This window comes from Thalassococcus sp. S3, assembly GCF_004216475.1.
Classification (GTDB): Bacteria; Pseudomonadota; Alphaproteobacteria; order Rhodobacterales; family Rhodobacteraceae.
This window is the reverse complement of sequence record NZ_CP022303.1, coordinates 551,101-577,247: the sequence shown is the minus strand read 5'-3', so window position 1 is coordinate 577,247 and position 26,147 is coordinate 551,101. Positions and strand designations below refer to the sequence as shown.

Here is a 26,147-nt window from a genome sequence, read left to right as displayed (position 1 = left end):
CTCCCGTTTTCCTAAACATAGCCGAGGACAACTTAAGTCGGCGAAGACCAGGTTTCGGCAGAGAAGCGAAAGTCCGGTATGACGGGCCGCAGCGCAGCACTCAACTTGCTAAGTGAATGGCAGCAATGGGCCGTCCTCTTCTGTAACCATAGGTGGCTCCACAGAAGCAGCTTCATTTTTTGGTCGATTTAGATAGGGCCAGCTTTCGTTGAAGTCGATCACGTTACCACAACAACCTCTTGTTTTGATTGAAAGTGCTCGGTTAGGTCAGTCTGTTGCCATGATCGATGTAAGCGCGACCGTCGATCAAATTGAGGCGGAGCTCCTGTGAATAGCCTGCATGGCTTGTACTTGCGACTTCGACCTTGTGCAGTGCCGCGCGGGGTTCAAAGAGCGGTAGCGGCGCGCCAGCAGCGGACATGCGAACCCCGAGCAACTCAGCGACTGTTGGTGCGATGTCTACGAGGCCCACTGGGCTTGCGTCCCTGCCACGCCGCCCGTCAGGAGTTTTCACTATCAAGGTCGTCGTCAGTTCGTAGCGGTTCAGCCCGCCATGAATTCCGCAGCCCAGCTCTACATCGGAGATAAAAGCGCACTGACCAGGCAACCCCCATTTGTCCGTCTCATCGGAGGCGCGCATTGTGAAGTACAGTTCTGCGTCACGATCATGGCCGTGCATGACCAGCGATTGCGGCAACGTTCCCGGTAAGCTTTCGACAAGATCATCACGCGCAAAGACCAAACCAATATCGTCACGGTTCATCAGCCAGTCACAGGCGGCAGCGCATAACCCGCTATCGCCGTTTAGGCTGCGGATTTCTGACATAGACCCTCGCGTCAGCCCAAGTCTATGCTCCGGTCCCGGCAGATGGCTGGCAGGTAGTCCGTCCGCCTGCATTGCCGCAGTGATGTCGACCTCGCTAGCGGTAGTGATCTGGCCATGATCCGACATGGTAATTAGGGTCGTGCGTCCCGGAAGCCTTGAGATCGCATCCAATACGTTGCCAAACACCTCGTCTGCGGCTCGAAGCACTGAATGCGCCTCGGGCGAGCCAAGGCCAAAATGGTGCCAGGTCGTGTCGGGCTCTACCAGCCAAAGCAGCGCAACGTCTGGCACATCCCCGGTTAGGGTCGAGCCTACAAAGACACGGTTTGCGTATTCCAGCGACGCCAGTTTCGGGATGTCTTGCGGGGGCAATGGACCGTATTCTGATACGATCCTCCGGACGGTTTGTGGCGTTTGGGTCGACGCTTCTCCATGGATCGAAAATGTCTCTTGCTGCAAGGCGGCGACATCGTGGTTCACTAGGTAAGCAGCTCCAGCCGAACCACAATGGATCGCCTCCATCCGCTTGCCAGCCGCCGCCAGGGCGTGACCGAGGCTTTCGCAGGTCACGACTGGCTCACGGGCTTTGAGACGGGACAGGTGTTCGAAACTCGCGGTGTTCAGTGCGCTGCCCCGTACCAGCTCTGGGATGTGAAAGGCATTGTTCACAATCCCATGGGTCATGGGCCAATGCCCCGTGGCAAAAGATGTAGTTGCCACCCGAGTCATCGATGGAAAGACGGAGCGCGCCTCCGTGAACCAGAGCGCGTCGTGGGCAAAACTATGCAGATTTGGCGTCGTATTTTCGATCACGTCGGGGCGCAGCCCATCGAAGACGATGACAACCACGCGATCCACGTCCGTCATGATCCCGCTCCGCCGACCCTCAGCCGATTGCGAGAGGGGACTTCGCAGCCGGTCCAGAAACCGGGAGTGTGTGTGGCTCTTGTCATTGGAAGCCTGGTTTTAGGGGACGCATTGGAGGTCTGGCTCACATCTATTGCAAGGACCCTGATCTGACCCGGCGGTCATCCGGGCCAAAGAGGTGGCAGGCTTTGGGATTGAGCTTGAGGCCGACCCCATCGCCTTCTTCAACGTCCGTCAAGCCGTCGGCCTTTACGATGATTGGATGCGACAGGCCAATGTCCACGTGCAGCATCGTTTCCGCTCCGAGGCGTTCGCACAGCACTGCTTGGCCGTTCAGATCACCTTCGGCGACGACATCCAGGTGCTCCGGGCGTATGCCAAATGTGGCTTGTCCAGTTCTGAGCGAAGACCCGTCCAGCTGGATCGAAGTCCCACCCGGCAGCGCGCAGGACACGTTGCCGCCCCCGGCATCGGACAGCTCAACAGCAAACGTGTTCATCTGCGGCGACCCCATGAATCTGGCAACGAAGAGCGTGTTGGGCTCGTGGTAGAGGTCCAACGGGGAGCCAACTTGCTCGATCATGCCCTTGTCCAGCACCACGATCATGTCGGCCATGGTCATGGCTTCCACCTGGTCATGCGTTACATAGATCATCGTGGCGTCGAGGTTCGCGTGCAGCCGGGTAATTTCTGCACGCATTTCAACGCGGAGTGCCGCGTCCAGATTTGACAGCGGTTCGTCGAAGAGAAACACCTCCGGGTTGCGCACGATAGCGCGCCCGATTGCGACGCGCTGGCGCTGGCCCCCAGAAAGCTGAGACGGCTTGCGGTCCAGCAATGCGTCAAGCTTCAGCATGCGCGCCGCCTCATGGCAGCGTTTTTGGGTATCTTCTTTCGGGTGATTGGCCATGCGCAGGCCAAAGGTCACGTTATCGGCCACAGTCATGTGTGGATAGAGCGCATAGGATTGAAATACCATGGCTACACCACGCTTGGCTGGCGCGACATCAATCATTTCACGGCCGCCGATCTCAAGCGAACCGTCGGTGATGTCTTCCAGCCCTGCGATCATGCGCAAGAGCGTGGATTTCCCGCAGCCGGATGGACCCACGAACACGCAGAACGATCCTTGTGGTATGTCGAGATCCACACCTTTGATGACCTCGGTCGGTCCAAAGCTCTTTCGGATGCCGCTTAGCTTGACCTCAGCCATCAATCCGTTCCCCAGCCTTTTTGTGTAGTTGTGATCGCGCCATCAGCCCTTCGTCGCTCCAAGGGTGAGACCGGCGATGAAGTGCTTTTGCATCAAAAAGAACATCAGGACGGGCGGCGCAGCGGTGAGAATAGAGGCTGCCGAGATCAGCTCCCATTGCGCCTTCCACTCGCCGCTCAGTTCGTTGATCCCGGCGGTCACGGGACGCACGTCCACCGATTGGGACATGATTGTCGCCCAGAAGTACTCGTTCCAAATGAAGGTGAAGACCAGCACGGAAAGCGCCGCAATCGCGGGGCGCACCAATGGCACCACGATGTGCCAGAAAATCTTCCACTCACTGACCCCCTCAACACGCGCGGATTCGATCAACGCGTCCGGTAGGGCCTTGATAAAGTTGCGCATGAAGAGCGTGCAGAAGCCGGTCTGGAACGCGATGTGAGAAAGGGCCAGCCCAAGCGTCGTGTCATAGAGGCCAATGTTGATGGTCAGATCCCGGACGGGGATCGCGAGGATTTGGAAGGGCACGAAGTTGCCAGCAACGAACATGAAGAAGATGATCAGGTTGCTGCGGAAACTGTATGTGGCCAGCGCAAAGCCTGCCAACAGCGACAGTGAGATGGAACAGACCACAGTTGGAACCGTGACCTTGATCGAGTTCCAAAAGTACAGGCCGATATTGCTGTTGGTAAAAACCAGCCAGTAGTTCTCAAAGGCGACCCGGGACGGAAGCCCGAAGTAGTTTCCGGAGTCGAGATCCGCCGCAGGCTTTAGAGACGTGAGCGCCACGCCCAAAAGCGGAAGCAGCCACAACAGGAGGACAATGGGCAGGAAGACCCGATAGGCAAAACGGGTCCATGGCTGAGTTTTCTCTATCGGCATCGGGAACATCAGGCTGTTCTTTCCTGAATGATCATCCGAACGATGAACACGGTGATGAAGACCAGCATGATGGCAAACAGAACAACGGCAATCGCCGCGCCGTAGCCCATGGATGTACCGTATTCCGAAAGGCTCTGCTCAAACATGAAATAGGATAAGACGCGCGACGACCCCCAAGGGCCGCCGACTGTCATGATGGCGACCAGATCAAAGGAGCGCAGCGCGCCAATGACCGTCACGACCAGCGCGATGAAAGTGGCTGGCCGAAGCTGCGGCAAGATCACATGCCATAGCATTTTGAAGCCTTTGGCATTATCCAGCCGCGCCGCCTCCACGAGTTCTGAGTTAATGCTGTTCAGACCCGTGAGATACAGGATCATGCAGTAGGCAATCTGTGGCCAAAGACCAGCTGCGATAATACCGTAGGTCGCTAATGTTTCATTGGCGAGCACCGCAATCTCTTGGCCTGTGAAGAAGCCAATGATCTTCGGCATGAATCCGAAATCCGGTGCGTAGAACCAGCTAAAGATCAGGCCGACCACGACGTTGCTAATGACAAAGGGGAAGAAGAACAGGGACTTGTAGAGCCGGATGCCTGTAACGGTTTGGTTCAAAAACAACGCAAGAAACAGACCTGCCGGTATCGCCAGTAAGTACAGAACCAGCCAGATCAGGTTATTCTTGAGAGACACATAGAACGCGGCATCGTCGAGGAGATCCCGGTAGTTCCGAAGACCCACCCATTCCTTTTCCCCAAGCCCGTCCCACTCGAGAAAACTGATGCCAATCGACTGCCCGATGGGAAAGATCACATAGACAAGGAAAAAGATCATGGCCGGCGCCAGAAACAGCCAGGGCGTTGGGTCAAAGCGTTTACGCTTTCTTCTGCGTGTTATGGCGCCGGAGGTCATTGAACCATGTCTCTGTGAGAACGTGAGAAACGGCGGCCGCAGGCTTTTGCGCACGGCTGCCTAGTCAAGAGGGAAAGACTAGCGGTAGGCTTTCGCGCGAACACTTTCGAGGCGTTCGAGGATTGCATCTACGCGCTCCGGTTTCGCCATGAACTCCTGAAACCCCTCCATCGCGGGTTTCGCCATCTCAGCGGGTGCGTCACGGTCGAAAAACTGCGACAGAGCATGCGCCGAAGACAGCAACTCAAACGCTTCTGTGAGGAACTTGTCGTCCGGGGGCGTTGCGGTTTTGTTGACTGGCATACCGATCGTTGTCTGGTTGTAAGCCGTTTGTTGCTCCGCCTTTCCCACAAAGGCGAGGAACTTGCGCGCGTCCTCTTTGTTCTTGGCACCCGATGGCATGTGGTAGGTGTTGATCGGGGCTTCTTCAGATCTTGGGACATCCGGGTTGATGATCGGAAATGCCTGCATCCCGAGCGTGTCGTCCGTCATCCCGCCAGACCGGAACGTCTTGATCGCAAACGTACCGATCAGGAAGTTTGCGGCTTTCCCACTCGAAAGGCGCGCCGCGGCTTCGTCCCAGCCAAGCGCAGCATGGTCTTGCGTAATATAGGGCGCGAGTTTGCCCCACTCAGTGAACGTCGCGCGCACACGGTCATCGGTCCAAGGGATCTCACCATTGGCCAAATCCATATGGAACTCATAGCCGTTCACGCGCATGTTGATCAGGTCAAACAAGCCTGCCCCCGGCCAGAGGTCCCGCGTGCCGGTGGTCACACAATCGACGTCCATCGCGGCAAATGTTTCGCAGTTGGCCAGGAACTCCTCCCAATTGTCGGTCGGCTCAATCCTTGCTTCTTCATAAAGCGCGTCATTGCGGAACAACATCCAACCGGCAACGCGGTAGGGGACACCCCAGAGTTTCCCGTCGCGTGTTGTGGTCGGAATGGAAGACGCAAGCTCTTCGCGGAAATTGTTTTCATCCCAAACATCATCGACTGGATCAAAGAGGCCCGCGTCGACAAAAGGTGCCATGCGGTTTCCCGGGAACCAAACAACAATGTCCGGTGCATCTGCGATCAAGAAATTTCGGATCGCAGATTTGTAGCCCTCGCGGTCAAAGTTGTTCCATTTTACCTTGATATCGGGGTTGGCCGCTTCGAAAGCATCGATCAGATCCTGAGACGCTTTTTGGTCAAGCTCGCTCGTACGGTCCATGTTGATGACCAGCTCGCGCTGTTCGGCCATGGCTGAGCTTGCGACAAACGAAGCCGCTAGCGCGAGACCGATTGACTTTTTCGTAACCTGCATTTGTATCTCCTAGTCTGATCCCGAAAAATGGTCGGAAAGGACATCACATTGACGGCGGATGGTTATGTGGATCTTTCCCCTTCAGCCGGTCTGAACCCGAGCCTGCCCTTCATGGTGGCAAGCAAGACGACCTGAAGGCATTGCCGTTTTGGACTTTCCCCCTGATGGCGGGACACAAGAAACCCGAGACAGACTTTCGGCGTATGGTCACAATCCAACGCGCCCTCGTCACCCAACCTTCTGCTCGCCACCTATGCGCGGACCGTAATGAATTTGTGACGTTGCAAAGCTAGACTTTGCATGAAGCAAAGAATCGTTTTCGTGACCTTCATGTCGCTGTCGTTGCAATCACTCCAGGCTTTAACGGCTGTCGCCGAGACTGGCTCTTATGCGGGCGCGGCGCGTCAACTTGGGCTGACCCCTCCAGGCGTGTCGCAACACGTTCACGGCATGGAAAAGTGCTATTCGGTCACTCTTTTCACCCGTGACAGCGGAAAACTCGTTCCAACCCCGTTGTGCGAGCAGATCTGTGATGCGTCGGAACGGATGCTGGTTGAGAAAACCGCCGTTGAGCGGATGCTAAGCCGCAACGGGTCTTTGAAGAACGGCTGCCTTTCAGTGGGCTTGGGCAACGGTCGATCTGGTATGTCTTTGGTTTCAGCCTTCAGCAAACGTTATCCAAACGTCTCGCTGAACGTCACAACTGGCTCCTTCCAAACAATCATGCGCGCCGTCTTGAATCATTCGGTTGACGTCGGGGTCCTGCCTGAAACCCCAAAAGACAGTCGGTTTCGACGTGTCGAGTTGCTGGCCGCTCAAGTCGTTGCCATTGCACATCCGGAAAGCCAGATTGCTCGATACCAAACCCTGACTGCGGCTGATTTGATGAAGGAACGGCTGATCTTCCGGGCCGAGGGGTCTTCCACCCAAAAGGTGGTCAATCGTTTCTTCCTCGACCAGGGGATGACGCCGACAGCTTGTCTGACACTGGATCAACGAGACGGTGTATACGAGGCTGTCGCCAATGGTCTGGGGGTCGGGTTTGTTTGGCGTATCGGCTCTCGCGGTAATGACGACGTCGTTCCGATCTTTCTGGCTGGCGCCAGAACGACAAGTACGAATGTTGTGTTCGCCCCGGTTGATCGAAGACTGCAGACGCTGGATGCCTTCTTCAGGCTCGCTGGCGGCGTGAGTTAGGTCGGAAAACGGAAATCAAGCAGTCCTATATATGCTGTAGCAAACAGCCATGTCATTTGGGACCGCTAACCTTGCAAAGCGCAGTATTGGAGAAGGCTAAACCGGCGCTGTTGAACGTCTGCTTCAGTAAAATCGGCAGCATCGAAATGTAAGGCGTGTTGTCTCAGCCAAGGCATTCTGCGTCTACAATTGCCGCAACCGCAAAAAATCCGCTGCGTCAGAGCTTGTCCCATTCGCAGAAATCAAGGTTTCGCAATAGCAGCGAATGACCGCTAAGCGGGCTGCGACAGCAGAATCCAGACCGCCTGTCCAAGGGCGGGTTTGGGTCGGTTGCGCCGCCCTATTTGTGCTAACGAGATGGCCGAGTTACGGGCGTAGCTACCGGTCGCGGCATTACAGAAAATATCCGCTTTGCGGGCTTTTCAAGGAGACGATTGCCGATAAGCTGAGATAGATGGTCCACTGTCAGCAGAACCTTCATGGGCAAACTTCGCAAAACTCGACCTGCGTTGCAGGGTTTCAGTGATTTAGCGAGACCAACAGCCAAGCCCGACTCTAGTACTCCAATCCTTTCGTCTCAGATCACATCCTTTTGTTTCTTAGGAGCGCAATGTACTCGAGCGCGACCCTCCGCGCTTTATTGGCCCAGTTCACATCACCCCGCGCCCGTTCGACCAGTGCCACGGAAATCGGAAAGACAACAATGCTGAGCGGGTAGGTCGCCTTCTCGGCTTGGTCCGGTTGTTGTCCAGACATCACGCCCGCGAGCCGCGCTTCGATGTCAGCGAGAAAGGCTTCGGCGATCCGGCCTACCGGATCGGGATACCGCGATGCTTCGAACAGTAAGATCGCAATGATCGAAATCATTTCATCGGTGAGCATTTGTTCGATCGCTGCGCCTATTGGATCGTCAATCGCACGCGGGTCCATATCGGCTTTCGGCTCCAAGGGCGACAGAAAAGCTTTGTCGACCACGGCGGCGAAGAGTTCAGCCTTGTCAGAGAAGTAATGGTAGATCGTCCCGTTCGCGACCTTGGCCCGTTCAGCAACCCGCGCGAGCCGTGCATCGCCATACCCATGCTCTGAAAACTCGGCGATGGCCGCGTCCACAAGTTCATCGGGCCGCGTTTCTTTGCGGCGGCGAAATTTTGGTTTGTCAGCTTTCATGGCACCCCTATTGACAACACTCTCAACAAAGACCTTATTGAGAGAACTTTCAATAAGGTCGAACGATCCAGAATGTCCAACACTGATACCACCAAAAGGGTCCTGCCCAAGGATGTTCATGTCGATCGCAAAGCGCCCCGGCGTGGCCGGCGGGCGCGGTGGCCCTGGATCGTTGGCGGGCTTGCCATAGCCGGGATCGGAACGTTCTTGATCGCCGGTGTGGATTTGCCAGCACCCAGAATGCCACTGCACACACGCGCGGAAGACCAGACAGGACAGAGCAATTCTTCGCCGATGGAAACACACCCCAATCCGACCCGGCAGGTTGCTGCGTTAGGGCGGCTTGAGCCCACGGGCAAGGTCATCGCCGTGGCAGCTCCGCCTGCCGCATCTGACGCACCGCTCTCGGAGCTTCATGTTGCCGTCGGTGATGCCGTCGCGGCCAATGACCTCTTGGCGACTTTCGCAAACGCCCCCCGGCTTGAGGCACACCTGCGTCGCGCACACGCGGAGTTGCAGGTTCACGAAGTAGAGCTTGAGCGTGTCCGCAACGCCTTGCGATTGGAGAAACTGAACGCTGAGGCGGCCTTGCGCATTGCCCAGACGGAGCTTGCTGACGCTGAACGCGTTTTACAACGGCAAGAGCAACTCAGCACCAGCGCGACCGCGAGCCAAGCGTCGCTTGATACCGCGCGGACCCAGAGAGACATCCAGCAGGCGCAATTGGATCAAGCGGAAGCCCGATTGAATGAGGTTGCGGGCGATGTAGAGCAGCATCCCGACATTGAGGCGGCGCGCCTGGCAGTGGCACGCGCGGCAGCGGATGTCGCAATTGCGCAGGTTGAAGTGGATCAGACCCGACTGATCGCCCCTATTAGCGGGGTGGTCCTTGAAATCCAAAGCCGCGCCGGGGAACGCCCCGGTTCCGGTGGCATCGTGCGGATCGCCGACACCTCAACAATGGTGGTTCGGATGGAGGTTCACCAGAACCGTATACACCACGTGACGACGGGAGCGCCGGTCATCGTATTAGGAGAGGCCCTCACAGAGCCACTATCCGGCGTCGTGACGTTCATCGGGCTCGAAGTGCTCGACCAGGGATTGATCGGAACCGACCCCGTTGTCACCAACAATGCGCGGGTCTTTGAAGTCGAAGCGACGCTTGATGCGCCGTCCGCCCAAGTCGCCGCGAATCTGATCAATCTTCAGGTGATCGCAACAATCGAGATTGCCGAATGACCTGGATACTTGAGCGGCTGCTGGGCCGCCTGCCCCTTGGCTGGCTCCAACTCATCAACCGCAAGGGACGGTTCTTTTCCGCTGTCCTCGGCGTCGGCTTTGCGGTCACGCTGGTCCTTTTTCAGTTGGGATTTATCGGTGCGCTTTCGGGGTCTGTCCAGTTGCCCTACCAAGCGATGCGTGCCGATTTTATCCTGTCTGGCCCCGACGCGCGCACACTCACGGACGGCACTGCCACCCCGCGCCAACGGGTCTATGAGGCGCTGTCTGTGGATGGCATCGACAGCGCCTCACCCTTCTATATTGGTACAGCGATCTACAAGATCCCCAACGGGCGCGATGCGTCCTTTCGCGTCTTCGGGGTGGAGCCAGAAACCCTGGCAACATTCTGGCGGGAAGATATTGCGCAATTCGCGCCCATCCTAGAAGTGGTGCGGACCGCAACCATCGACGGGCTCACACGCGGCGTACCGACGGAGTTGCTTAGCGGTGTCGGGACAGGTGCGCCGCAGCCACTTAACCTGAACGGCATTCCAGTCGGGCTGGTTGGCACGTTCGAGATTGGGCCTGGCTTTGACAGTGACGGCTACATCTTCGTGTCGACCCGCACCTTCTTTCAGATTTTCCCGGAGCAAGACCCCGGCGCACCAGCACATGTCTTTGTAAAAGCGGAATTGGGCGCAAATCTCCTCCGCGTCCGCGAAAGGCTTGAGGCACAATATGACCCGACTGAGACCCTGACCCGCAGCCTCGAAGAGGCGCTGGCCGATGAGGTGATGGTTCAAACCGTTGAGGCCCCTGTGGGCATTATCTTCGGCTTTGGGGCTGTCATGGGCGTCTTTGTCGGGCTGGTCATCGTCTATCAGGTCCTTTCGACCGAAGTGTCCGACCACATCCGCGAATATGCGACACTCAAGGCCATCGGATATAGGAACCGCTTCTTTTCAGGCATTGTTTTGGAGCAGGCCGCGATCCTTGGCCTATGCGGCTTCGTACCGGGCGCATTGCTGGCCACGTTCCTCTACGGACTGATCTCCGGTGCGACGGGATTGCCCATGGTTATGGAGCGAGCCCGGCTGACGAATGTCCTTATCGGCACCCTTGTTGCTTGCGCTCTGTCAGGCCTCCTTGCAGCCCGCAGGCTTCGGTCAGCGGAACCGGCGGAGCTTTATTGATGGAACGTGCGATTGAGACACGGGGGCTGTGCTATGCTTTTGGCAAAGGTCAGGCCCGCACGCAGGTTTTGTTTGACGTCGACCTAACAATTGATCGCGGCGAAGTCATCGTGCTCAAAGGGGCGTCAGGCTCAGGCAAGACCACCTTGCTCACGATCCTCGCTTGTCTGCGCGACATGCAGGACGGAGACGCAATGGTCCTCGGCGAAGACCTTGTCGGAGCGTCTGCAAGCCTGCAGGTCCATATTCGCAGGCGCCTTGGCTTCATCTTTCAGGCGCACAACCTGCATGACGCCCTGACAGCCCTTCAAAACGTGCGCATGGGGCTGGAGTTGCATGGCGGCAAAGCCAAAGGGCAATGGCGCGAGGCAGGCAAGCACCTCTTGGGTCTTTTGGGCCTTGCCGACCGTGTCCATTACAAACCGCGCAATTTGTCAGGCGGACAAAAGCAGCGCGTGGCCGTCGCCCGGGCACTTATCGCCAATCCCGACATCGTCTTTGCGGATGAACCGACCGCCGCGCTCGATGCGGAGAGCGGGCGGATCGTGATCGAGATGTTGAAAGACCTCGCCGAAACGCGTGGCACCACCTCTTTGATTGTCACCCACGATGAACGGGTCATTCGCATGGCATCGCGGGTTCTGACGATGGATCAAGGTCGCCTGGTTGCAGACGAAAAAGTGGAAAAAGACGCCCAAAAGGAGTTAGCACAATGAAGAAATCAAGTCTCGTCCTCACCCTCGCTTTGGCCCTATCGACATCCGAAGCGCTTGCCCAAATCGCGCAAACCATGGCCGATGGTCAGCCGTGGGAACTGACCGATCCGTCAGGGCGGTCGGCAGAACTCACACTCAATCCTGACGGCACGGGGCGTGTTCGGCTTGGCTTCGGCCGCGCAGACACCACTTGGGAAACAACAAAGGATGGAATGTGCCTGACCATCCGCCCTTTGGGAGAAACATGCCTTGAACTACGACAGATGGATGGTGGCATCGTCGGCACGGCACAGGATGGTGGGACGTTCATTTTTAGGCACTGACAGGAACAGTTTATTGGAGCTCGCTTCGTGTGGGGTGCACGAGGTCGGTTGGAGCGAGCGCGCGTACAAGGACCGCTCAAATCCGATGCTTCTGTATCGCCGCCGTCCAAAATCACGCAGCAAGGTTGGAGGTATGGGCGCATTGCCGCCGTCTGCCGCGTGCCACCCGAATGTCCGCTTTAACGAGCCGCACCGCAGCATCGACTGAAGGGCTTGAATGTCTCTTTTGGGCCGCAGCAAACATCTGAGCGTTTTGGTACAACCTACCGGTTCCTCAAAACCTCTCTCGGACTGACGCCCAGGGTTTGTCGGAACATGTAGCTGAACGCGCTTGTAGCTTCGTATGCCATGTCGAAGGCAACCGAGGTTACGCTCTGCGGCGACATGGCACGCAAGACCCGTGCGTGGCGCAACCATTTCGACGGTGGCATGCCTGTTTCTGCGATGAACAGTCACTCGATCGTCTTTCGGCTCGCAGGGACATCTGACGACCAGGCTTCGACCGAGCGAACGCTGCCTGGGTCGTCGAGGGCACCACGCGCGACTCCGAGAAGCCGTGCATCTTTCGGCAAAACCAGAGCGAGCGGTACGTCCTTCGCGGCGCTTAGCTCTTGTCGAAGCAAGGTATGAAGCGCGGTGTTGTGATTGACTGTTTGCGTGCTCGTAGCTTCTGGCATCGCCGCAACAAACAATGCATCCAGAAGCGGTGTCATGGCCACGACCCGGCAGTCTGGTCCAAGCCACTCTGCCTCATCGCGATTGACATCCACAAAGTGCATGACGTTGTTCGCCCCGAAGCGCATCCAGTGTTCTGCGTCCAGGAGAATCCAGATCGCAATGGCCGGACTGAGCAGCAGGACCCGGTCCGGGGTTCCGACATACATCGACCCCGAGGCAGCGGAGATGAGTTGACCAAAATCGTGGCAATGGCAGTCGTAGCTTTCGCCTGACGCTGGCTCAATCGTTTCCCCGAGATAGCCAGATCGATCAGATATTATTGGCTCGCTGCTCTGCAATGACGAATGCTCGATAACAGTCGTCTCCCTGTCGACAGACAGACATATTAACCGTGGCTATCAATTGCCAATCGGTCGGGCACCGTGCCCGATGTTTCGCATTGAACGGTCTGGCCACCATGACAGAACGATCCCTGATCACCTGGTTCGCCGTAGGACACGCCGTAGGACACTTCGCCATTGATTGGCCAATTGCGGCGTTATGGTTGATCGTACCGGATACTGGCTTGGCCATGGACCTTTCCCCCGCTGAAATTGGTCTGCTATTCACGCTGTTTAGCGCTGGCGGCGCTTTGGCCTATGTGCCAGCAGGCTTTGTCGCCGACCGGTTTTCGAACCGCGGTCGCCTTCTTGTCAGCACCTTTTTCTGGGTCGTCGTCGGCTAGGCGCTTGCAGCGCTGGCACCGGGATTCTGGAGCCTCGCAATTCTTCTGGCGTTCGCGGGGACGGGAAACGCGGCCTGGCACCCGATTGCAACGGGAATACTGACGAGCGCCAATGAAGCGATGCGCGCCCGCGCGTTAGGGCTACATGCGATTGGAGGGTCCTTTGCGGACGTCGTCGCCCGTTGTCGATCGGGTTGCTTCTGTCAGTGGCCGATTGGCGCGGCGCCTTGGCCCTTTCGGTGCTTCCAACCCTCCTGGCTGGCGTATGCTTCCTATGGGTCGTGCGGGCGGTTCCTCTATCCGAAACTCCGCGTATCGAGCGTAAGGATCTCGTACTGCTTCTGAAGGCTTGGCGCAGTCGAAAGGGCGTCCGCCTCGTTGCCGTGGTCTCACTCTACAACATGGCACTGATCGCTCTGCTGAGCATGATCCCTCTCTATCTGACGAAGGTTCATACCCTGTCCCCAGGGAAAATCGGGATCATCTTCGCCGCCATTCTTATTGGACGGGCACCGGCTCAGCCTTGGGTCGGATCAATTTCCGACAAGCTCGGCCGCTTTGCGGTCCTCGCAGCTGGAAACGGGCTTGCTGCGCTGGCTGTTAGGGGACTGGCGTTTGACCCTACGTTCTGGGTCATGATCGCGATGTTGGCCTTTGGGGTCGCTTCGCTGGACTCCGTTCGAGCGGCAATGCTGGCAGCCACGGTCGATCACGCGGGTCGCAATGAAAGCACTACCTTGGGTTTCGCATTCACCTTGCTGGATGGGGTAGGTGCGTTTGGCGCGGTTCTGGCCGGGATTGCCGCTGGCATATCCTGGGGTGCCATGTTTTGCCTCGCTTCAGCTCTTACTGGCGGCGCGGCCGTTCTTGCCATCAGCAATCTGCGCGATTCAGCTAGACCCAAAAGTCCTAAGTCAGTTGCTCTGATTGATGGAGAAAGCATGACGATCGAAAAGGCCAAAGCCGAACATGCGCGGCAATACTGGTTCCTTTAAACAAATGCGTAGGACCACAGAAACTCAATGCACCGAGCGACGGACAGAAACAAATCACAAGGATACTTCACAATGATTGCATACATCACGGTCGGTGCTGATGACGTGAGGCGCGGAACACTTCTACTCCGCGTTTCTGCTGGATCTCGGATATCAGCTGTAACGCTATGACGTTGACCTGAGCTATGCGCTTCCAACAAAGCCGGGACAGGCACCCAACCCGCCGGAGTTCTATGTCAAATCTCCTTTTGACGGGCAGCCCGCATCAGCAGGAAATGGCACGATGGTCGCGTTCGAGGCGCGCAATCAAAAACAGGTCTGTGATCTTCATGCCGCTGCACTTGAGACGGGTGGAAGAGACGATGGCGCACCGGGCTTTATAAAGGCCTACTGTCCGAACTTTTTTGTCGCCTACCTGCGCGATCCGCAAGGCAACAAGATCGCAGTATTCTCCAGCGATCAGAGCGAACCAGGAAGAGACGGATGACGGAAATTGTCTCGTTGGGCAGGCAACACAACGATGGGCTTGGTATTGATGGCTTCGTTTGTTATCTCTTTCGCACGGTCGGCAGCCACCGAGGCGTCGCTGCTCCTCTGGGAGAGCTAAACCTGCCAAACAGATCGAACGGCAAAGCATTCACTCACACAGTTGAGAGCGCCGCTTCGTTAAGCCAGCGACCGACGATCCAGCATCGGCGCTTGATGTGGAAATCCCATGCCTAAAACCCCTCTGCCGTTACACGCGGACGATTTGACCGTGTTTGCGCGATCCCTCGCCAAGCAACTCGGTGACGCAAGTCCATCGCACCTCGTGCTTATGAATATGGCCGCGCGTGCCGCAGGTTTTCAAAACGTTCAACACATGCGCTCGCTCCACGCTGCTGGCCAAAGGCTTGCCCGCGTAGCTGACGCGCCTTCGGTTGACTCGCGGGCCGTAGGGCGCGCCTTGCATCAATTCGATGCCAGTGGGTGCCTCCTTCGCTGGCCGTCCAAACGCAACGCACAAACGCTTGCTCTTTGGGCGGTCTGGGCAAGACTGCCGCCGGCAAGGTCAATGTCGGAGAAAGAACTCAACGAGCATCTTAACGTCGAACACATGTTCGAAGATTCAGCAACCCTGCGGCGCACAATGGTCTCCTGTGGTCTTCTTTCGCGGCGCAACGACTGTACCGACTACCGACGCGTCAAGCAGGAGCCGCCAGTCGAAGCGAAAGCTCTCATTCAAGCACGGAATGTGCGGCGCCGGAACCGTGTGCCAAAGGCAGAGGAATTGGGTCATGTATAGAGGGTCTTGCCTTTGCGGCGCCGTAAGGATTTTCGTGGAAGGCGATCTGCCACGTCCGACCGCATGCCACTGTCAGCAGTGTCGCAAGCACTCTGGTCACTTTGAGGCCTCCATAGACATTCCGCGTACGGCACTTCGGGTCGAAGGAGAGGATGCAGTGCGCTGGTACCAGTCGTCTGAAAAGGTGCGACGGGGCTTCTGCGGCACCTGTGGATCGACACTGTTCTGGGATCCGATCCACCATGACTGGACGGCCGTGGCCATGGGCATGTTCGATGGTCCAACGAATACATCTCTCGCAATGCATATCTTTGTGTCCGAGAAGGGGGACTACTACGAGATGGCAGACGGCCTCCCTCAAAACGAAACGTAGTCTCACTGGAATTAGCTGTGCTGAAAATAGGCCACGATCCTGAGGTGGATCAGTGTATTGCGCGCGCGCTCTGGACACACTGGCTGTGCGAAATGAGAGCTACGATAGCTATCGGTACAAAAATGATTTGAAGTGCCTCTGACGAAGTGCAGGACAATTTGAAATACTGGTCCGCCTGGCCGGTAACTGTAGATAATGTCTCCTACCTATCTCGCGCGGGCAGCGAATGTCCGGAAAGCGGGCAGCCACCGCAGCAACTCGGCGTGCTGATTAACGACTGCTATGGGCCGACCACGGTGGCGCCAATGGTCCCCAAAAAATAAGATGCCGCCTTGGCTCCAATGGCCGAGAAGAGCTCATACCTCCTAAATGCTGCACCAGGCGGAATATAACGCTAAGTATCAAAAGCTGGCTTTCCGAGGTCACAGAGTGGTTGAGAGCTGCTGTCCAAATTTATGGCAATGTTGCATCCAGATTTTCAAACGTGAGCTTACATCGCCTTTCGCTGGCTTCCATTGGTTTTAGGTTGTGATAACCGCGAGGGTTGTTATCGCCTTTAGCCCAAATTCCGTCTTCTGAGTACAAATCTTGATCGTCAGCCAACTTAGATCTTTGCATTTTGGGGAACCAACAGTTGAGATGCTGTCGCCTCATTAACAGCCAGCGTCGTGTCGTACAGAATAGCAAGGCGAAGGAGCGATTTCACGTCCACATCGTGCGGAAGCGCTGAAAGCGGGTCGATGAAAAAGATCAGGGTGTCGAGACGCCCTTCGGCGATCATGGCCCCGATCTGCGCATCGCCTCCTAGCGGCCCGCTTTTCAGCGGCGTGATCTTCAAACCAGTCTCTTCGGCGATCCGAGCACCCGTCGTCCCTGTCCCAAAAAGAGTAAGCAGAGACAGCTCTGCTTCGTGCTTCCTCACCCATGCGATCATCTGATCTTTCTTTTTGTCATGGGCAACGAGTGCGACGTTCTTCATTTCGCAACTTTCAGGGGCTGTGGGCGTCTTTGTCAGCCGCCCAGTTCCAGGCAATGGGTGATTTGCGTTTCAAAGCTCCGCTGAGATGTTGACGCATGCGATAAGACGCATCGACCGTATTGCCCGCTTCCAGAAGTTCGAGGATTTCGAGATGCTCGGTGCATTGCTCGACCAAACGCTCGTGGTTCACCTCGGCGCGGTATTCCATCAGACGCCGCATACGATTGACCCTTTGGAGGGCCATGAGGAAGTAGGGGTTACCTGAGAGCTTGATCAGCTCTTCATGGAACAGCGCGCCATTCTCCAAAAGGGACTCCGCAGGAACCGCGCTAAAATCCATTTCCAACATGCCTTCCTGGATACGGCGCTGTTCAGTGAGGATCTTCCGATCCAACTCAAAGGATGGCTCCAGCATCGCAGCGGGTTCAATGGCCATGCGAAACCGGTAAATCTCATCGAAGGCTTCCGGTGTATTAGCGACGGGCAAAAAGCGCCATCCATAACCCTCTTTGCGCTCGATCCATCCTTCCCGGGCGGCGCGCACCAGAATGTCGTTAGTCCAGGCCTTTGACCAACTATAGTGCTGACGCAGAAACTGCTCAGTCACTTCCTCTGGCAAGCGTCCGGTCAGCCAGTCTTCTGCAAGCCGGTGGTACGCATCGTTGAGCGACTCCGGCTGCTGGTCCAGAACTTCGGTCAAGGTTTCCGGATCAGTGTCGGCGACGAAGTAGCCCCGGTTCTCCTGTCGAACGAGAAAGCCTTTGGCCTCAAGGATATTCATGGCTTCGCGAATAGGGGTCCGGGAGACACCGTATTGATCTGCCAGCTGTTGTGCGCCAAGGTGCTGACCGGCTTCGATGCTACCTGCCGCGATATCTTGCAGGAGGCGCCGCGATATGCGTTGGGGAAGGTCGCTAGTCCGCATGCGTGAGGTTTGTCCTTCAGAGTTCCATGGTACCCGGGCTGTGCTGCTGGTTTTTCACCTCACCCAGATTGCACTTTTAGACCAAAAGCATAAGCAATAATCGGCTTTTTCAGCCATTAAGGTGCAAAATTGCGTCTGTTCTGACCTAAGACGCCTCTCCGTTTGCGTCTATTTGGCGACCTTTTGTTCGGCTGCGCAGGGACAACAGGATTGGCACCACGATGATCGTCAAAAGGATGATCGACAGCCCGAGAGAGACCGGACGCTCCCAGAAGAGGTTCATGGTACCTTGCGAGATAATGTAGGTCTGCAGGAAGGTTTCTTCCGCCATCGAGCCCAGGACAAGCGCCAGCACGGTTGCGGCCGGGGAATAGCCGTAGGACTTCATGGCAAAGCCGACCAATCCGCTGAGGACGAGGATCCAAGTCTCAAAGATACTGGCATTGATGGCGAACGCACCAATGACACAGAGGAGCACGATCACGGGCACCACATTCACATATTGGATGTCGAGAAACTTCACGAAAAGCGGGATGGCAAAGATGCTCATCGCGATCAGGATCATATTGCCAAGATACATGCTGGCGATGAGGCCCCAGACGAATTCGGGGTCGTTGACGATCAGCAGCGGGCCTGGCTGCAGACCCCACATGAGGAACGCACCCAAAAGGACGGCGGTTGCACCCGATCCGGGGATTCCAAGGGAGAGAAGCGGAACCATTGCACCGGCGGAGGCGGCATTATTTGCAGCCTCAGGAGCCACGAGACCCCGCATCTCGCCTTTGCCGAACTTCTCCGGATCATTCGCAACTTTCTTCTCGACGGAATAGCCAATGATCGAGCCGAGAGTCGCTCCCGAGCCGGGTAGGACACCGGCGATGAAGCCAATGGCGGAGCCGCGCCAGAAGGTCCAGCGGGACTCATGATAGTCCTTGCGCGAGGGCCAGAACTCCTTGTCACGGAAGCTGATCCGCAAACGTTTGGCGGGCTGGCGATGCTGGCCGTTGAAGATGCAGTGCAGCAACTCACCGATGCCAAAGAGACCGATGGCAACCGCAACAAAGTAGACCCCGCCGATCAATTCAGGCGAGCCGAACGTGTAGCGCTGTTGGCCACTCATAACATCTACCCCCACTGTTCCGATGGCAAACCCAATCAGCGCAGAGATGAACCCCTTAAATTTGTTGTTCCCCATCATCGTGGTGAGCATTAGCAGACCCACAGCGATGATCAGGAAGTATTCGGAAGGTCCGAAGGACGCCGCGAAGTTTGCGAGTGAGGGTGCAAGTGCGGTGATCAGGATCACACCGATGGTGCCGCCAAAAAACGATGAGATGGCCTGCATCACAAGTGCGGGACCGGCTCTGCCCTTTTGGGCCAAGGGATAGCCATCGATTGTCGAAGCGACTGTTGCAGACTCGCCGGGCGTGTTGATCAGGATGGACGTGATCGTCCCACCATACATCGAGCCGTAGTAGATGCCGGCGAGCATGATGATCGCGATGGTGGGTTGGAGGCCAAAGGTCATCGGGATCAGGACAGCGATCCCGGCAGCCGGGCCAAACCCTGGGAACAGGCCGACGATCATGCCAAGGAACGCGCCAATGACAAGAAACAGAAACCCTTCGGGCGACGCAGCAACGCTGAGGCCAAGGGCAAGATTTGAAGCGATATCGGCGAGCATCCGACGTTTCCTTTCGGGGACGATTAAAAGCCGAGCGGGCCGACAGGCAGCGAGGCGTTCAGAAGGATTTTGAAGAGACCGTAAAGGAAGCCGGGCAAGGCGACGCTGTAGATCAGGTTGCTGACAACGTGCGGGCGATTGAACGTGAACAGGAAGATAAACATGAAGACCATCATTGCGAGCAACGCTCCCAACAGGTTCAGAAGCCCGACGAAGCCACAGATGTAGAGAAACGCGATCAGGACATCCCGACCGAATTCTGGGCCGCCATCGATCGCGTGAGCGTCCACGCCGAGCGCATCGGCTTTGGCTTCCGCCTCTGGATCGGCTTGGTGGACTGCAACGATGCCGGTTTGTTTTGCTTCTATCCATTCACGCAGATCCCCCCAGAGGTTGACCGCGCAGGATAGGATCAAGAGCACGCCGATAACGAGCGGGAAGAACCCGGCAGCCGGACGCCCGGAGGATGTCAGTAATGTCAGTGTGCTAAGACCATAGGCCGTGTATCCAACGGCCAAAACAAGCAGACCAGCTGCAAACCACTGTTTCATCGGACCTCCCTTTCCGATTTATCGTTTCAGGCAGATTTGAATTCTCGGTTGTCAGTGGGCGCAGTCTCCCTGCACCCACTGAAACGCGTTGCGGCTAGTCTGTTATCGCGCCGATCTCAACGAGCGTGGCCCGGTACTGTTCGCTGGTCTCTTCGAGATAGCTTGCGAACTCGTCACCCCAGATCGGGTTGCCGGACATGCCGTTCTTAACCAGATACTCCTGCCATTCCGAGGTTTCGACGACCTTCTTCAGGGTTGCGATCCACCACTCCTGAACGGCTGGGTCGAGATCATTGGGCATCACGACGCCGCGCGGCAAGGAGAAGCTGAAGTCGTAGCCGAGCTCTTTGAAGGTCGGCACGTCGGGATTGTTCGTGCTGCGTGCGGAATCGGAGAAGGCCAACGCCGTCAGTGTGCCTGCTTCCAACTGACCGGCCACTTCAGACGGGTTGGCAACAACCGCATCGACACTGCCAGAGGTCAGTGCGGTCACAAGTTCACCGCCCGAGCCGATTGGAACATACTCGAATTCGATCCCGGCTGCTTTCGCGAAGAGCGCTGCAGTGACGCGCTCGGGGCCAGCGGACCCGCTGCCTGCAATTGTCACGCGGCCCGCATTGGCGGCGTCCACAAAGGTATCAACATCGCTAAAATCCGAATCCGAGCGCACGACAAGCAGCATGGCGTCGCTTGCCAACAATCCAATGGGTGTAAAGTCAGCATAGGTCCAATCCGTGTCGGCAACGAGTGGGGTGCCGATGAAGTTACCGCTGGTTGAGGTCAGGCGATACGGGTCGCCCGCTTTCCGGCTGACATAGCTGAAACCAACCGCGCCACTGCCGCCTTCGCGGTTCTCGACCACGATGTCGTTTCCGTAAAGATCATACTGCCGCAGCACATCCACGACCGTGCGCGACATGCGGTCATTACCACCGCCCGGACCGAAAGCAATCGTGTAGGTCAATCGCTCGGATGGATAATCCTCGGCAGCTGCTGGCACAGCCAGTGCGGCAGCGACAGTCGCCGCTGCGAGCAGAGTAAAGGTTCGACGCATGATCATGGTTTCCTCCCTTGGATCATTTTGCATTTTTATCACTTTCAGTGCAATACGAACAAGAATTGCATCTTGTCAACTAAAAATGCAGACTAAGGGTACCCCACTTCCTGACCGACAACCTGTACAGGCAAAAAGGAACTCGAATATATACGCAATTCAGGCCATTCAGAGCCAAACGCTCATTCATCAGGCGTAGAGCGTGATTGCTTTTTCGGATTGCAAATTGCATATTGATATTTAAAAGACCAATCTAAACGCGTTAGCTAGGCGACCAGCAGGTCGGGAGGAGTACAAAAAATGAAAATCATGACGCTGCCCTGCGATGGGATTGGTCCGGAGATCATGGCCGCAACACTGCAAGTTATGCAGGCGACCAACGATCGATTTGATCTAGGGCTGACGTTTCACGAGGAAGAATCCGGCTTCGACAGCCTTAAAAGGCACGGCATCACCTTGCGTGAAGAGGTTCTGGATCGGGCGCGGGCTGAGTTCGATGGCGTTATCCTGGGCACCCAATCGCATATGGACTACCCCTCTGTCGCAGAAGGCGGTCGTAACGTCTCGGCAGGTTTCCGGATAGGGCTCGATCTTTACGCAAATGTCCGTCCTGCCCGTTCGCGTGACTTTTTACCCAACAAGGCGGCGGGCATGGATCTCGTCATCATGCGCGAAGCGACAGAGGGCTTTTACCCGGATCGCAACATGCACAAAGGGGTCGGTGAGATGATGCCTGATCCGGACATGGCACTATCAGTGCGCAAAATTACGCGGCACGGCTCGATGCGTATCTGCCGCGAGGCGTTCAAGCTGGCCATGCAGCGCGACCGAAAGGTCGCGGCGATCCACAAGGCCAACTCGTTTCTGATGACCGATGGGCTGTTCCTCGAGTGCTTCCGCAAGGTGGCGAAGGATTTTCCGGAGGTCGAGACGGAAGAACTCATCGTCGACGCATTCGCGGCGCTGCTTGTGCGTCAGCCGGAAAAGTACGACGTTGTGGTCGCAACCAATTTCTATGGTGATATCCTCTCCGATCTCGCATCCGAACTTTCAGGGTCGCTTGGGCTTGCTGGCTCGATCAATGCCAATGCCGAAACCGGTCTGTGCTGTGCTCAAGCGCAACACGGTTCCGCCCCCGACATCGCGGGCAAAAACGTGGCCAACCCCACGTCGCTCATTCTCTCTGCTGCGATGATGCTGACGTGGCTCGGAGAGCAGCGTGGTGTTCAAAAGTTGATGGATGCAGGCAATGCGATCGCGGCTGCTGTTGATGCTGTCATTGACGATCCGGCGAAGCGCACAAGAGATCTTGGCGGCACGATTAATACAGACGCTTTTGGGCGCTTTGTGGCAGATGCTGTTGCCCGTGAAGCAATAGCGGCCTGATTTCCCGCGGACCCTCCCTCCGCGCTTTCGGTGACGCCGTCTCCGGTCGGTGTCACCTTCTTTCTTTCAGAGGTTGGCACATGATTGAGCGTCCTCGCATCGCCCTCATACATGCAACGCGTGTCGCCGTTGATCCCATCGAAACTGCAGCCGCGCGACTCTGGCCCGAGGCTGAGACCATGACGATCCTTGAAGAAGGTCTATCAATTGATCGGCAGAAGTCGGATGACCTCACGCTTGCACTCTGGGACCGTATAGTAGGTCTGGCGAAATACGCAGAGTGCGCCGGATCGCAGGGCGTGCTCTTCACCTGCTCCGCCTTTGGCGAAGCCATTGAAGACGCCGCAGATGGCAGCCCGATTCCTGTCATGAAACCCAATGAGGCCATGTTCGACGCTGCCTTCGCACATGGAGACCGCGTTGCAATGATCACGACGTTCGGACCCGCAGCAGCCGGAATGGAGGATGAGTTTCGTGCGTCAGCGGCAGCACGCGGCAGCAAGGCACAGATCACATCCCATTTCTGCGAAGGTGCGCTTGACGCCAAACGTGACGGAGATGATTTGAAGCACGATCAACTCATCGCAAAATGCGCGTCCCAAGTCACGGATGCCGATGTGATCATGCTTGGACAGTTCTCAATGGCGGGGGCGGCGGACCAGGTGCGGACTGCGACAAGAATTCCAATCCTCACCAGTCCCGAGGCTGCCATTCACGAAATGCGTCGGCGGATAGAGAAGAATGCGAAAGGTCCTGTATCATGCTGATCGGTGTTATTGCGGATGACTTCACGGGCGCCAGTGACATCGCCAACACCCTTGCAAAAGGTGTTCCCCCAGAGGGCGGCCTGCGGACAGCGCAGTTTGCCGGAATCCCCAACGTCCCAGCGGACCCGACATTAGAGGCCGGAGTGATCTCCCTCAAGAGCCGCTCGGCCGCAGTGCAGGATGCAATCAAAGAAAGCTTGCAGGCGCTCGCTTGGTTGCGACAACAAGGCTGCGAGCAGATCATCTTTAAATACTGCTCAACCTTTGACTCGACGCCGGAAGGCAACATCGGTCCGGTCGCAGACGCATTGGCAGACGCCCTCAATGCGAATGGCGTCCTGGTGTGCCCCGCCTTCCCGACCACCGGCCGCACCGTCTACCAAGGACATTTGTTCGTTTTCGACAAACTGCTGAGTGAATCTGGGATGCAGCATCATCCTCTCACGCCGATGACCGACCCAGATCTGCGCCGCTGGTTGGGTCATCAAACGACGAGCAGAGTCGGGCATCTTGCATTGAAATCGGTCCTTGCTGGCGTACACGAGACAAAGAACATCCTGTCTGCTGAGATGATGAATGGAAATCGGTTCATTGTGGCGGATGCGGTCACGGATGACGATCTGCTCGTTCTGGGGGAGACAGTGGCCGACCAGCCGTTTATCACGGGAGGTTCTGGTATTGCCTTGGGTTTGCCGCGCAACTTCATTCGGGCTGGGAAGGCCGAAGGCGACGGGGTCCAATTTGCAGCTTGTTCAGGACCGGAAGCGATACTCGCTGGGTCATGCTCCGGTGCGACCCTGGGGCAAGTCGCTCTACACGCCAAGAAGCATCCGACCCTCGCGATCGATGTACCCGGCGTCATGTCCGACACGGTGACGGCCGCGAATCTGCTGGCGTTTATCAAAGCCAAAAGAGGACTGGCCCCTCTTGTCTATTCATCCGGTACGCCGGAGGAAGTGAAAGACCTTCAATCAAAATACGGCCGTGAGGCGGTATCAGCGAAGCTGGATGCGCTTTTCGCGACAACTGCGCAGCAGCTGGTAGAGAATGGATTTCGCAGGATTGTTGTCGCTGGCGGCGAGACGTCAGGGGCCGTTGCGAAGGCAATTACGGACCAGCTCGACGTGTCTGCCATGACACTTGGACCTGAAATTGATCCCGGTGTTCCCATGCTCACTATCGGCACCGATGAGCCGGTCGCACTTGCGTTGAAATCAGGCAACTTTGGAGCCGAAGATTTCTTCGCTAAGGCACTCCAAATTATGGAGGGTTCGTCGTGACTTTGAATGAACGAGAATTGCGCCTACAAATGGCGGAACTCTGTGCTTCGCTGTTTCGGCGCGGCTTAAGCGTTGGTACCGCGGGCAATGTCTCGGCAAAGGTTGGTGATGACATCCTGATGACGCCGACGAATTCAACGCTTGGGTCGATCGACCCTGAAAGAATTTCCAAGCTGGATGCTCAGGGAAATCACATTGGCGGCGACAAGCCGACCAAGGAGTCCTTTCTGCATCGTGCGTTCTATGAATCCCGGCCACACTGTGGCGCAGTGGTGCATCTCCATTCCACATGGGCCACAGCATTGTCTTGTCTCGAGGACACTGATCCCGACAACTGCATTCCACCTTTGACGCCCTATGTCGTCATGCGCGTGGGCACCGTGAAACTTGTGCCTTATGTCAAGCCTGGCGATCCGAGGGCGGGTGAGATGATTGCTGAACTGAATGGCGACTATACCGCCGTGCTGCTCGCCAATCACGGGCCGGTCGTCAGTGGCAAGGACTTGTTCTCGGCGGTCTGCGCCGCTGAGGAGCTGGAAGAAACTGCGAAATTGCTGATGATCACGCAAGGCATGAGAGCCCGATTGCTGAGTGATGAAGCCGTCGCCGACCTGCAACGCAGCTTTGCCAAGATGTGAGGACCCATGAAAACCGCTGACTTGATTGATAATCACGCTGAAAAGCTCTCACTGATCCACCTACCTCTTCGTCAGTTCGGAACGAAAACCCATTTTGCCGGACCGGTTCAAACCGTGAAGTGCTTTGAAGACAACACGATCGTCCGAGCTCAGCTGGAGACACCCGGGGAAGGCCGCATTCTAGTCGTTGATGGCGGCGGCTCCACTCGGATCGCGCTATTGGGCGACATGCTCGCGCAACTCGCCATCGACAATGGTTGGGCCGGGATCGTACTCAATGCTGCGATCCGCGATAGTGTGGAGATTGCAGACATGGACACGCTTGTGTTCGCGTTGGCCACCAGCCCCGTCAAAAGTGCAAAAGAAGGTTGGGGAAAAACTGAATGTCCAATCCATATCGGCGGTGTCGAGATAATACCCGGCGACTGGCTCTACGGCGATGCTGATGGTGTGCTGCACAGCAAAGTTAAGCTGACATGAGAATCTCCATGGCGATAATAGGCCATTGGCACGTCGCGCTCCAGTCGTGAAGCGTGCAAAGCGAGCGTTCAACGACAAAAACCGAACGGCAGCAAAAAGTCCGCGAATTGATCCTTGGTTACTGGCCGGATTTCGCGGTCGCAGCGAATGTCCAGAATGCGGGCTGCGGCCGCAGCATTGGACTTGCATGTTCAATGGCAGCTAACGGCCGTTTACGCCGACAGACCGCCCCTTAAGCGCCAGAAGACCCTAGCAGCGCGACATATCTCAGTTGTATGAACCACTAGATGCGCGAGGTGCGAACCGGACGTCTGCGACCGCGCCACAGGCATCCGGTGCGCGGTGATTGTGTCAGTTCTTGACGTAAAAGCCAATTTCATCTGACGTTCAACAAGAATGCGTGGCGGACCGAGGAGGATTCGAACCCCCGACCCCTTGATTCGTAGTCAAGTACTCTATCCAGCTGAGCTATCGGTCCACGAGGGCCTCACTTAGACTTGGGGCGCAGGTAATGCAAGCGG

General features: G+C 56.7%; 28 protein-coding genes and 1 tRNA gene. 15 read left to right on the top strand and 14 right to left on the bottom strand.

From position 1 onward, the window contains the following. Nucleotides 1–262: 262 nt before the first annotated feature. From CFI11_RS03015 to CFI11_RS02995, 5 genes are all read right to left on the bottom strand, one after another. Nucleotides 263–1,693 (bottom strand): alkaline phosphatase family protein, encoded by a 1,431-nt coding sequence (locus tag CFI11_RS03015; RefSeq protein WP_130402928.1) that lies wholly within the window; start codon nt 1,691–1,693, stop codon nt 263–265. A 130-nt stretch (nt 1,694–1,823) separates the two neighbouring features. Further along, nucleotides 1,824–2,906 carry an ABC transporter ATP-binding protein gene (locus CFI11_RS03010; RefSeq protein WP_130402926.1) on the bottom strand — a complete coding sequence of 361 codons (1,083 nt, stop codon included), beginning with the start codon at nt 2,904–2,906 and terminating at the stop codon, nt 1,824–1,826. A 42-nt stretch (nt 2,907–2,948) separates the two neighbouring features. Beyond that, on the bottom strand, nt 2,949–3,797 hold the full coding sequence (locus tag CFI11_RS03005; RefSeq protein ID WP_130402924.1) for a carbohydrate ABC transporter permease: 849 nt from the start codon (nt 3,795–3,797) through the stop codon (nt 2,949–2,951). Next, on the bottom strand, nt 3,797–4,699 hold the full coding sequence (locus CFI11_RS03000) for a carbohydrate ABC transporter permease (protein WP_130402922.1): 903 nt from the start codon (nt 4,697–4,699) through the stop codon (nt 3,797–3,799). Before CFI11_RS03000 ends, CFI11_RS03005 begins: the two co-directional genes overlap by 1 nt. Nucleotides 4,700–4,777: 78 nt before the next feature. Further along, nucleotides 4,778–6,010, bottom strand: a complete 1,233-nt coding sequence (locus CFI11_RS02995) for an ABC transporter substrate-binding protein (protein ID WP_130402920.1) — start codon at nt 6,008–6,010, stop codon at nt 4,778–4,780. A gap of 300 nt (nt 6,011–6,310) precedes the next feature. Here CFI11_RS02995 and CFI11_RS02990 point away from each other — a divergent pair, with 300 nt between their 5' ends. Next, nucleotides 6,311–7,207 carry a LysR family transcriptional regulator gene (locus tag CFI11_RS02990; protein WP_130402918.1) on the top strand — a complete coding sequence of 299 codons (897 nt, stop codon included), beginning with the start codon at nt 6,311–6,313 and terminating at the stop codon, nt 7,205–7,207. A 582-nt stretch (nt 7,208–7,789) separates the two neighbouring features. Here CFI11_RS02990 and CFI11_RS02985 read toward each other — a convergent pair. Continuing rightward, the gene (locus CFI11_RS02985; RefSeq protein ID WP_165390178.1) at nt 7,790–8,626 is read right to left on the bottom strand and encodes a TetR/AcrR family transcriptional regulator; all 837 of its coding nucleotides are present in this window, start codon (nt 8,624–8,626) and stop codon (nt 7,790–7,792) included. Between CFI11_RS02985 and CFI11_RS02980 the strand changes: the two genes are divergently transcribed. The 4 genes from CFI11_RS02980 to CFI11_RS02965 are packed head-to-tail and all read left to right on the top strand — an operon-like array spanning nt 8,615 to nt 11,827. Continuing rightward, entirely contained in the window at nt 8,615–9,613 is a 999-nt protein-coding gene (locus tag CFI11_RS02980; protein WP_165390177.1) for an HlyD family efflux transporter periplasmic adaptor subunit, read from the top strand. The genes CFI11_RS02985 and CFI11_RS02980 overlap by 12 nt on opposite strands. Further along, nucleotides 9,610–10,788, top strand: coding sequence for an FtsX-like permease family protein (locus tag CFI11_RS02975; protein ID WP_130402912.1), 1,179 nt, complete (start codon nt 9,610–9,612; stop codon nt 10,786–10,788). Before CFI11_RS02980 ends, CFI11_RS02975 begins: the two co-directional genes overlap by 4 nt. Further along, the gene (locus CFI11_RS02970; protein WP_130402910.1) at nt 10,788–11,504 is read left to right on the top strand and encodes an ATP-binding cassette domain-containing protein; all 717 of its coding nucleotides are present in this window, start codon (nt 10,788–10,790) and stop codon (nt 11,502–11,504) included. The genes CFI11_RS02975 and CFI11_RS02970 overlap by 1 nt, the downstream gene beginning before the upstream one ends. Then, nucleotides 11,501–11,827: a hypothetical protein gene (locus CFI11_RS02965; RefSeq protein ID WP_130402908.1), complete on the top strand. Its 327-nt coding sequence runs from the start codon at nt 11,501–11,503 to the stop codon at nt 11,825–11,827. The genes CFI11_RS02970 and CFI11_RS02965 overlap by 4 nt, the downstream gene beginning before the upstream one ends. A gap of 263 nt (nt 11,828–12,090) precedes the next feature. On the opposite strand, the gene CFI11_RS24885 is transcribed toward CFI11_RS02965, so the two are convergent. Beyond that, a complete protein-coding gene (locus CFI11_RS24885; protein WP_371687494.1) occupies nt 12,091–12,273 on the bottom strand; it encodes a helix-turn-helix domain-containing protein in 183 nt (60 codons plus the stop codon). Nucleotides 12,274–12,279: 6 nt separating this feature from the next. Beyond that, nucleotides 12,280–12,711, bottom strand: a complete 432-nt coding sequence (locus CFI11_RS02955; RefSeq protein WP_130402904.1) for a hypothetical protein — start codon at nt 12,709–12,711, stop codon at nt 12,280–12,282. Nucleotides 12,712–12,962: 251 nt separating this feature from the next. Between CFI11_RS02955 and CFI11_RS02950 the strand changes: the two genes are divergently transcribed. The 5 genes from CFI11_RS02950 (at nt 12,963) to CFI11_RS02930 (ending at nt 15,882) form a co-directional block, all read left to right on the top strand. Beyond that, nucleotides 12,963–13,229: an MFS transporter gene (locus CFI11_RS02950; protein ID WP_130402902.1), complete on the top strand. Its 267-nt coding sequence runs from the start codon at nt 12,963–12,965 to the stop codon at nt 13,227–13,229. A gap of 206 nt (nt 13,230–13,435) precedes the next feature. Beyond that, a complete protein-coding gene (locus CFI11_RS02945; RefSeq protein WP_217358746.1) occupies nt 13,436–14,224 on the top strand; it encodes an MFS transporter in 789 nt (262 codons plus the stop codon). Between the two features lie 283 nt (nt 14,225–14,507). Then, nucleotides 14,508–14,711: a hypothetical protein gene (locus tag CFI11_RS24880; protein WP_371687465.1), complete on the top strand. Its 204-nt coding sequence runs from the start codon at nt 14,508–14,510 to the stop codon at nt 14,709–14,711. Between the two features lie 228 nt (nt 14,712–14,939). Continuing rightward, a complete protein-coding gene (locus tag CFI11_RS02935; protein WP_130402898.1) occupies nt 14,940–15,509 on the top strand; it encodes a DUF2087 domain-containing protein in 570 nt (189 codons plus the stop codon). Further along, the gene (locus tag CFI11_RS02930) at nt 15,502–15,882 is read left to right on the top strand and encodes a GFA family protein (RefSeq protein ID WP_130402896.1); all 381 of its coding nucleotides are present in this window, start codon (nt 15,502–15,504) and stop codon (nt 15,880–15,882) included. Before CFI11_RS02935 ends, CFI11_RS02930 begins: the two co-directional genes overlap by 8 nt. A 604-nt stretch (nt 15,883–16,486) precedes the next feature. On the opposite strand, the gene CFI11_RS02925 is transcribed toward CFI11_RS02930, so the two are convergent. The 5 genes from CFI11_RS02925 to CFI11_RS02905 all read right to left on the bottom strand — a co-directional run bounded on the left by CFI11_RS02925 (nt 16,487) and on the right by CFI11_RS02905 (nt 21,081). Next, nucleotides 16,487–16,861: a methylglyoxal synthase gene (locus tag CFI11_RS02925; RefSeq protein WP_130402894.1), complete on the bottom strand. Its 375-nt coding sequence runs from the start codon at nt 16,859–16,861 to the stop codon at nt 16,487–16,489. Between the two features lie 10 nt (nt 16,862–16,871). Beyond that, the gene (locus CFI11_RS02920) at nt 16,872–17,786 is read right to left on the bottom strand and encodes a GntR family transcriptional regulator (RefSeq protein WP_130402892.1); all 915 of its coding nucleotides are present in this window, start codon (nt 17,784–17,786) and stop codon (nt 16,872–16,874) included. Nucleotides 17,787–17,931: 145 nt separating this feature from the next. Next, entirely contained in the window at nt 17,932–19,470 is a 1,539-nt protein-coding gene (locus tag CFI11_RS02915; protein ID WP_130402890.1) for a tripartite tricarboxylate transporter permease, read from the bottom strand. 23 nt (nt 19,471–19,493) lie between these two features. Then, entirely contained in the window at nt 19,494–20,021 is a 528-nt protein-coding gene (locus tag CFI11_RS02910) for a tripartite tricarboxylate transporter TctB family protein (RefSeq protein ID WP_130402888.1), read from the bottom strand. Nucleotides 20,022–20,115: 94 nt separating this feature from the next. Then, nucleotides 20,116–21,081 carry a tripartite tricarboxylate transporter substrate binding protein gene (locus CFI11_RS02905; protein ID WP_165390175.1) on the bottom strand — a complete coding sequence of 322 codons (966 nt, stop codon included), beginning with the start codon at nt 21,079–21,081 and terminating at the stop codon, nt 20,116–20,118. Nucleotides 21,082–21,375: 294 nt separating this feature from the next. On the opposite strand from CFI11_RS02905, the gene CFI11_RS02900 reads away from it, so the two are divergent. The 5 genes from CFI11_RS02900 to rraA all read left to right on the top strand — a co-directional run bounded on the left by CFI11_RS02900 (nt 21,376) and on the right by rraA (nt 25,626). Further along, the gene (locus tag CFI11_RS02900; protein ID WP_130402884.1) at nt 21,376–22,461 is read left to right on the top strand and encodes an isocitrate/isopropylmalate dehydrogenase family protein; all 1,086 of its coding nucleotides are present in this window, start codon (nt 21,376–21,378) and stop codon (nt 22,459–22,461) included. A 179-nt stretch (nt 22,462–22,640) separates the two neighbouring features. Continuing rightward, nucleotides 22,641–23,228, top strand: a complete 588-nt coding sequence (locus CFI11_RS02895; protein ID WP_217358745.1) for an aspartate/glutamate racemase family protein — start codon at nt 22,641–22,643, stop codon at nt 23,226–23,228. After that, entirely contained in the window at nt 23,222–24,508 is a 1,287-nt protein-coding gene (otnK, locus tag CFI11_RS02890) for a 3-oxo-tetronate kinase (RefSeq protein ID WP_130402880.1), read from the top strand. The genes CFI11_RS02895 and otnK overlap by 7 nt, the downstream gene beginning before the upstream one ends. Beyond that, entirely contained in the window at nt 24,505–25,146 is a 642-nt protein-coding gene (gene otnC, locus CFI11_RS02885; RefSeq protein ID WP_371687464.1) for a 3-oxo-tetronate 4-phosphate decarboxylase, read from the top strand. Before otnK ends, otnC begins: the two co-directional genes overlap by 4 nt. 6 nt (nt 25,147–25,152) lie before the next feature. Then, nucleotides 25,153–25,626 carry a ribonuclease E activity regulator RraA gene (gene rraA / locus CFI11_RS02880; RefSeq protein WP_130402878.1) on the top strand — a complete coding sequence of 158 codons (474 nt, stop codon included), beginning with the start codon at nt 25,153–25,155 and terminating at the stop codon, nt 25,624–25,626. Nucleotides 25,627–26,027: 401 nt separating this feature from the next. Here rraA and CFI11_RS02875 read toward each other — a convergent pair. Continuing rightward, nucleotides 26,028–26,104: transfer RNA gene (locus CFI11_RS02875), tRNA-Arg, on the bottom strand. Nucleotides 26,105–26,147: the final 43 nt, after the last annotated feature.

What these genes read in the sequence shown, in the direction of transcription:
- CFI11_RS03015 (WP_130402928.1), bottom strand. Translation starts at nt 1,693, where the DNA reads ATGACGGACGTGGATCGCGTGGTTGTCATCGTCTTCGATGGGCTGCGC.
- CFI11_RS03010 (WP_130402926.1), bottom strand. Translation starts at nt 2,906, where the DNA reads ATGGCTGAGGTCAAGCTAAGCGGCATCCGAAAGAGCTTTGGACCGACC.
- CFI11_RS03005 (WP_130402924.1), bottom strand. Translation starts at nt 3,797, where the DNA reads ATGTTCCCGATGCCGATAGAGAAAACTCAGCCATGGACCCGTTTTGCC.
- CFI11_RS03000 (WP_130402922.1), bottom strand. Translation starts at nt 4,699, where the DNA reads ATGACCTCCGGCGCCATAACACGCAGAAGAAAGCGTAAACGCTTTGAC.
- CFI11_RS02995 (WP_130402920.1), bottom strand. Translation starts at nt 6,010, where the DNA reads ATGCAGGTTACGAAAAAGTCAATCGGTCTCGCGCTAGCGGCTTCGTTT.
- CFI11_RS02990 (WP_130402918.1), top strand. Translation starts at nt 6,311, where the DNA reads ATGAAGCAAAGAATCGTTTTCGTGACCTTCATGTCGCTGTCGTTGCAA.
- CFI11_RS02980 (WP_165390177.1), top strand. Translation starts at nt 8,615, where the DNA reads ATGCCACTGCACACACGCGCGGAAGACCAGACAGGACAGAGCAATTCT.
- CFI11_RS02975 (WP_130402912.1), top strand. Translation starts at nt 9,610, where the DNA reads ATGACCTGGATACTTGAGCGGCTGCTGGGCCGCCTGCCCCTTGGCTGG.
- CFI11_RS02970 (WP_130402910.1), top strand. Translation starts at nt 10,788, where the DNA reads ATGGAACGTGCGATTGAGACACGGGGGCTGTGCTATGCTTTTGGCAAA.
- CFI11_RS02965 (WP_130402908.1), top strand. Translation starts at nt 11,501, where the DNA reads ATGAAGAAATCAAGTCTCGTCCTCACCCTCGCTTTGGCCCTATCGACA.
- CFI11_RS02955 (WP_130402904.1), bottom strand. Translation starts at nt 12,711, where the DNA reads ATGTATGTCGGAACCCCGGACCGGGTCCTGCTGCTCAGTCCGGCCATT.
- CFI11_RS02950 (WP_130402902.1), top strand. Translation starts at nt 12,963, where the DNA reads ATGACAGAACGATCCCTGATCACCTGGTTCGCCGTAGGACACGCCGTA.
- CFI11_RS24880 (WP_371687465.1), top strand. Translation starts at nt 14,508, where the DNA reads ATGGTCGCGTTCGAGGCGCGCAATCAAAAACAGGTCTGTGATCTTCAT.
- CFI11_RS02935 (WP_130402898.1), top strand. Translation starts at nt 14,940, where the DNA reads ATGCCTAAAACCCCTCTGCCGTTACACGCGGACGATTTGACCGTGTTT.
- CFI11_RS02930 (WP_130402896.1), top strand. Translation starts at nt 15,502, where the DNA reads ATGTATAGAGGGTCTTGCCTTTGCGGCGCCGTAAGGATTTTCGTGGAA.
- CFI11_RS02925 (WP_130402894.1), bottom strand. Translation starts at nt 16,861, where the DNA reads ATGAAGAACGTCGCACTCGTTGCCCATGACAAAAAGAAAGATCAGATG.
- CFI11_RS02920 (WP_130402892.1), bottom strand. Translation starts at nt 17,786, where the DNA reads ATGCGGACTAGCGACCTTCCCCAACGCATATCGCGGCGCCTCCTGCAA.
- CFI11_RS02915 (WP_130402890.1), bottom strand. Translation starts at nt 19,470, where the DNA reads ATGCTCGCCGATATCGCTTCAAATCTTGCCCTTGGCCTCAGCGTTGCT.
- CFI11_RS02910 (WP_130402888.1), bottom strand. Translation starts at nt 20,021, where the DNA reads ATGAAACAGTGGTTTGCAGCTGGTCTGCTTGTTTTGGCCGTTGGATAC.
- CFI11_RS02905 (WP_165390175.1), bottom strand. Translation starts at nt 21,081, where the DNA reads ATGATCATGCGTCGAACCTTTACTCTGCTCGCAGCGGCGACTGTCGCT.
- CFI11_RS02900 (WP_130402884.1), top strand. Translation starts at nt 21,376, where the DNA reads ATGAAAATCATGACGCTGCCCTGCGATGGGATTGGTCCGGAGATCATG.
- CFI11_RS02895 (WP_217358745.1), top strand. Translation starts at nt 22,641, where the DNA reads ATGACGATCCTTGAAGAAGGTCTATCAATTGATCGGCAGAAGTCGGAT.
- otnK (WP_130402880.1), top strand. Translation starts at nt 23,222, where the DNA reads ATGCTGATCGGTGTTATTGCGGATGACTTCACGGGCGCCAGTGACATC.
- rraA (WP_130402878.1), top strand. Translation starts at nt 25,153, where the DNA reads ATGAAAACCGCTGACTTGATTGATAATCACGCTGAAAAGCTCTCACTG.